The organism is Rhizobacter sp. P3_B12, assembly GCF_056402895.1.
Window position 1 is genome coordinate 1 of record NZ_JBFUGN010000442.1, and the last position, 4,928, is coordinate 4,928.

Annotated in this window: 6 protein-coding genes; 3 read left to right on the top strand and 3 right to left on the bottom strand. The window is 67.0% G+C overall.

The window, feature by feature from the left end; genetic code table 11:
* Positions 1–85 precede the first annotated feature (85 nt).
* Genes AC1D01_RS20710 through AC1D01_RS20720 form a run of 3 tightly spaced genes read left to right on the top strand, consistent with a single transcriptional unit; the run spans position 86 to position 2,212 of the window.
* The gene (locus tag AC1D01_RS20710; protein ID WP_477869599.1) at positions 86–829 is read left to right on the top strand and encodes an ABC transporter ATP-binding protein; all 744 of its coding nucleotides are present in this window, start codon (positions 86–88) and stop codon (positions 827–829) included.
* A complete protein-coding gene (locus AC1D01_RS20715; RefSeq protein WP_477869601.1) occupies positions 826–1,563 on the top strand; it encodes an ABC transporter ATP-binding protein in 738 nt (245 codons plus the stop codon). The genes AC1D01_RS20710 and AC1D01_RS20715 overlap by 4 nt, the downstream gene beginning before the upstream one ends.
* Positions 1,564–1,567: 4 nt before the next feature.
* Positions 1,568–2,212, top strand: coding sequence for an ATP-binding cassette domain-containing protein (locus AC1D01_RS20720; RefSeq protein WP_477869603.1), 645 nt, complete (start codon positions 1,568–1,570; stop codon positions 2,210–2,212).
* Here AC1D01_RS20720 and AC1D01_RS20725 read toward each other — a convergent pair.
* The 3 genes from AC1D01_RS20725 to AC1D01_RS20735 all read right to left on the bottom strand — a co-directional run bounded on the left by AC1D01_RS20725 (position 2,196) and on the right by AC1D01_RS20735 (position 4,801).
* Positions 2,196–2,879: an RloB family protein gene (locus AC1D01_RS20725; protein WP_477869605.1), complete on the bottom strand. Its 684-nt coding sequence runs from the start codon at positions 2,877–2,879 to the stop codon at positions 2,196–2,198. The two genes, AC1D01_RS20720 and AC1D01_RS20725, sit on opposite strands and share 17 nt — an antisense overlap.
* Positions 2,880–2,892: 13 nt before the next feature.
* Positions 2,893–4,152 (bottom strand): AAA family ATPase, encoded by a 1,260-nt coding sequence (locus tag AC1D01_RS20730; protein ID WP_477869607.1) that lies wholly within the window; start codon positions 4,150–4,152, stop codon positions 2,893–2,895.
* An 82-nt stretch (positions 4,153–4,234) separates the two neighbouring features.
* Positions 4,235–4,801, bottom strand: coding sequence for an SCO family protein (locus AC1D01_RS20735; protein ID WP_477869610.1), 567 nt, complete (start codon positions 4,799–4,801; stop codon positions 4,235–4,237).
* Positions 4,802–4,928: the final 127 nt, after the last annotated feature.

Consider the following 4,928-nt stretch of genomic DNA (forward strand, 5'->3'; position numbering starts at 1 on the left):
ATCGTGGCGCGCGCGCTGCGCGGCCCGCAAGCACACGCCGCCGCAGCCCAACGCGACGCTCGCCACCCCCAAGGAGACCTGACCCGTGGCCCTGTTCGAAGCCCATCAACTGCACAAGCGCTTCGGCGACCAGGTGGTGCTGGAAAGCATCACGCTGGCCTTCGAGGAGAAGCAGCTCACCGGGATCATGGGTCCCAACGGTGCCGGCAAGACGACCTGCTTCAACGTGCTGACCGGCCGCTACACGCCCGACCGCGGCAGCGTGCGCTTTGCCGGCGAGGACATCACCGGCCTGTCGCCGCGGCAGATCGCGCGGCGCGGGCTGTCGCGCTCGTTCCAGATCATGAACCTGTTCGACGAGGAGACCACGCTCGACAACGTGCTGGTCGCGCTGCCTGCCGTGCGCGAGCAGGGCCTGTCGATGTGGCGCGACCTCGGCCGCTTCAGCCGCGGGCGCGCGCTGGCGCTGGCGGTGCTCGACCGCGTCGGGCTGGCGGCCAAGGCCTCGGCGATGGCCGGTGCGCTGTCGTACGGCGAGCGGCGCGCGCTGGAGATCGGCGTGGCGCTCGCGACCGACCCGCGGCTGCTGTTCCTCGACGAGCCGACCGCCGGCCTCGGCGCCGAAGGCACCGCGCGCGTGGCCGAGCTGATCGCGCAGCTCAAGCGCGAGCTGACGATCGTGATCATCGAGCACGACATGCGCTTCCTGTTCAGCCTGGCCGACAAGATCAACGTGATCCACTGGGGCCAGGTGATCGCCGAGGGCACGCCGGCGCAGCTGCGCGACAACCCGTGGGTGCAACGCTCGAACCTGGGGACCCTGTCATGAGCGCCGTCCTGAAACCGCAACTCGCGCCCCAGCCGGCGATCCTCGAGATCAGCGGCATCGAGACCTTCTACGCCGAGACGCAGGCGCTGTTCGGCGTGTCGCTCTCCATCGCGCCGGGCGAGGTGGTGTCGCTGCTCGGGCCGAACGGCGCCGGCAAGACGACGACGCTGCGCTCGATCCTCGGGCTGACGCCGCCGAAGCGCGGCAGCGTGCGCTTCGACGGTGTCGACATCACCCACGTGCCGACGCACCGCATCGCCGGCATGGGCATCGGCTGGGTGCCGGACGACCGGCGCATCTTCCCGACGCTGACGGTGGCGCGCAACCTCGCGATCGCGCGCAAGAAGACGCGCTTCCKGGCGTGGAGCGAGAAGGAGTGCTTCGAGATCTTCTCGGCGATGGAGTATTTGATGGGCCGCGAGTGCGAGAACCTGTCGGGCGGCGAGATGCAGATGGTGGCGATCTCGCGCGCGCTGATCGGCTCGCCGGGGCTGGTGCTGTTCGACGAGCCGAGCCAGGGCCTGGCGCCGAAGGTGGTGCAGGACGTGATGGCGACCGTCACGCGGCTCAAGCGCGAGGGGGTGGCGGTGCTGCTGGTGGAGCAGAACGTCGAGAGTGCGCTGGCGGTGTCGGACCGCGCGTACGTGATGCACCAGGGCCGCATCGTGCACGAGGGCAGCGCCGCGGCGCTGCGCGGCGATGCGGCGCTGCAACGCAAGCTGCTGGGAGTCTGACGAGATGGCTGCACCGATTCTTCATGTCGATGGCCTGCGCAAGCAGTACCGGCGCGGCTGGCCGAACCGGCAGACGACGTTCTCGCTGGAGGCCGACTTCCAGGTCGACGGCCCCGGCATCATCGGCGTGATGGGCGCCAACGGCGCCGGCAAGACGACGATGTTCGAGCTGATCACCGGCGGCAACGCGCCGAGCGGCGGGCGGGTGATGGTGGCGGGGCAGGACATCCACAAGGTGCGGTACCGCGAGCGCGACCGGCTGGCGCTGCACTACCACCAGTCCTACCAGGTGCGCTCGTTCAAGCGCGACCGGCCGAACTTCATGCTGGAGCACGCCGGCGCGGAGCGGGCGGTGGTTCACTTGTTCGACGAGCCGCAGTTCAACACGCAGGACGGCTACATCGGCTTCATGCTGGAGTTCTTCCGCAAGCTGCGCAGCCACGGCAAGCTGGTGTTCCTGTGCCTGCACCCGAACGAGCCGGTGCACATGGAGATCCTGGCCGACATCTGCGAGCGCTACATCTTCGTGCACAAGGACGAGAGCCGGGTCAGCCGGCTGATGCATGCGACGACGATGAGGGAGTTGTGCATGCAGGCGAGCGTGCGGAACTACCTCGGCAGGCTGGCGCCTTCTACGTTGAATCCTTGAGTTTCAGGAGCGTGGAAACCAAGGGCCCCATGTCTGTACAGGGCTCGACCCCATCGTGCGCGCGAGTCACTGCCGCCCGCGCCGCGGCCCGGGCAGCAGCGACTTCAACCAAGGCCCGTGTTCGTTCCCAGTGACCGCCTTGGCCCTTGTCGTAGTACGGCAGGTGCATCTTGAGGCGGGTGTACACCTCGTTGCGGTGCAGCGGTGCCTGGATGTTCTCGAAATGGAGCAGGAGCCAGAGCTCGAAGCACGGCACGGACACGACTGCATGCACTGGAACGCCTTGGCGTTCGTCATTGACCAAGCGACCACTGAGCGCGGCGGCCTTGTCGAGTGCCTGGTGATAGGTGCGATGCTCGTCCCGATCGAACACGGCGAACAGCCGGTCGAAGGCGCGAGCTTCGATGCCCCTCTTGCGATCGCCTGCCTGGAACAGGTGCTCCGCGAACTCGACGATCTGCAGGGGCTCGGTGCCGAATCCACCTTGCTGCACGTGAACATGTGCCGTCGACAGTCGCTGCTCGCGGCAGATCTCTCCCAGGTACAGCGGCTCGGTCTTCTCGCCCTCGCAGACGATCAGCAGGCGCTCGTAGGCCTGACGCACCGCCGCACGGCGGTGGAGATCGCGAGACTTCTGGCGATGCTTGGGTTGGTTGTCCTGCCCCATGGCGTGCCTCGGGTCATGCGGCCGTGGAGGCTCCGAAGTACGGGACAGCACCGTAGCGCCCCGCCAGGTAGCCTCGTTCCCATGCTTCGTGCTTGCGGGGGCTGAAGTCCGTCAGCGGGAACAGGCGCGTGGCCTGGTCGCTGCCCTTCTCGGTGAACCAGATCTGGTCGCGGCGGAACAGGTTGTGGTCCAGCAGCGACGTGTCGTGCGTGCTGAAGATGAGCTGGGCACCGGCGCGATTCAGCGCATTGTCGTGAAACATCGAGATCAGCCTGCGGACCAACAAGGTGTGCAAGCTGCTGTCCAGTTCGTCGATCACGAGGATCCGACCCTCGCGGATCGCCTCGAGCACCGGGGCGACCAACGCGTAGAGGCGTTGCGTGCCTTCGGATTCATCTTCCAGTTCGAACTTCGCGCGCCCCTTCGGTGTAGTGTGCTCGAAGATCGGCACCAGGAACTCGCCATCCTCCTGGCTCGCTTGCGCCACGCCACCGGCACGGAACTCGACATGGCTGCGCGAGCCCTTGCGAGGCACGGCCTGCACGTCAGCGATCGAGAGATCGGCGGCCCGGAGGAAATCGCGAATCGTCTCGCGACCTGTCTGTGTCGCGAGCAAGGTCGTCGTCGCGTCGGGACTCAGCAGCCCTCCCGCCGGCAGGTACACGATGCTGTCGACGATCCATCGGAAGACAGGACTGAGCAACTCGCTGTTGAGTTGCGCGGCAGTCGACAGGAATAGCGCGTTCGGGCGCGTGCTGTCCTGCCAGAGCTTGCGCGGACCGGTGAGGTAGGCGCTGAACTCGTACTCGTGGCTCTCGCCGTCGTCTGCCAGGCGCCGGCTGAACCACTGCGTGGGCTTGCTCGTGCGGTAGACGACCAGCGATTCGCTGACGATGCGCCTGGATGTCATCGCAAAGGCGTACTGGTGTCGAACGCCATCGATCACGAAGGTCATCTCGAATGCCGTGGGCTCGTTGGCCCAGGTCTCATCGAGCTTGTAGGGCTGGACGTTGTAGGCCTGGCCCGGCTGGATCATCGAGGCGGACTCCGCCACCACGGCGCGCATGTAGCTCAACGCGAACAGCAGCGTCGATTTGCCGCTCGCATTCGGCCCGTAGACAACGGCGGCACGAACCGCATTCGGCAACGCCTTCACCCCGGTGAGCGCAAGGTGGGTGTCGGCCAGTTCCTTGTCGGTGCTGGACGCCACCAGGCTCAACGCTTGCTCGTCACGGATCGACTTGTAGTTGCGCACCCTGAACTCGAGCAGCATGAGAACCCTTTGGAACTAAAATTCCCTCGATTTTCGACGATCTTTGCGGAAATATGAAGTTATTTTGTTCTCAAAGGGGAAATCAAGCGCGCGCAGCCACGCCTCGCATCAGCTTCACCAGTTCCCCCGGCTGCGGCATGTCCTCGGTGCGGTAGACCAGCCGCGCCTGCCGGTCGAACACGAAGGCCTGCGCGGTGTGGCGGTCGGTGCCGGGCGCGCGGCCGCGCAGGAAGTCGAGCAACGGGTCGACATCCTTCAGCTTCGGCAGCGCGGCTGCCCAGCGTGGCGACTGCGCGCCGAACTTCGCGAGCCACGCCCGCATCGCCGGCAGGTCGTCGCCCAGCGGGTCGATCGACAGCGACAGCAGGCGCAGGCCGGCGTTCTCCTTCGCGAGCCGGGCCTGCGCATCGGCGAACACCGCGCCCTGGATCGGGCAGGTCGCGCTGCAGCCGGTGAACATCAGCTGCACAGCCGTGACCTGTCCGGTCAGCAGCGAAGGCAGCGGCACCGACTTGCCGGCCATGTCCTGCAGCGACAGCGCCGGCGCAGGCAGCGCCGGCTGCACCGGTCCGAAGACGCTGTGGGCCCGCGCCCCCTGCAGCAGCCCGCAGGCAGCCGCACCGACAAGCCACTCTCGCCGCGTCGTCATCGCATCTCTCCTCCGTCGATCAGGTACGTCCACAGCGCCTTGCACTGCGCATCGTCGATCGCATAACGCGGCATCTGCCGCGGGATCAGCATGATCGCCGGGTCGATGCCGCTGCGCAGCAGCCGGC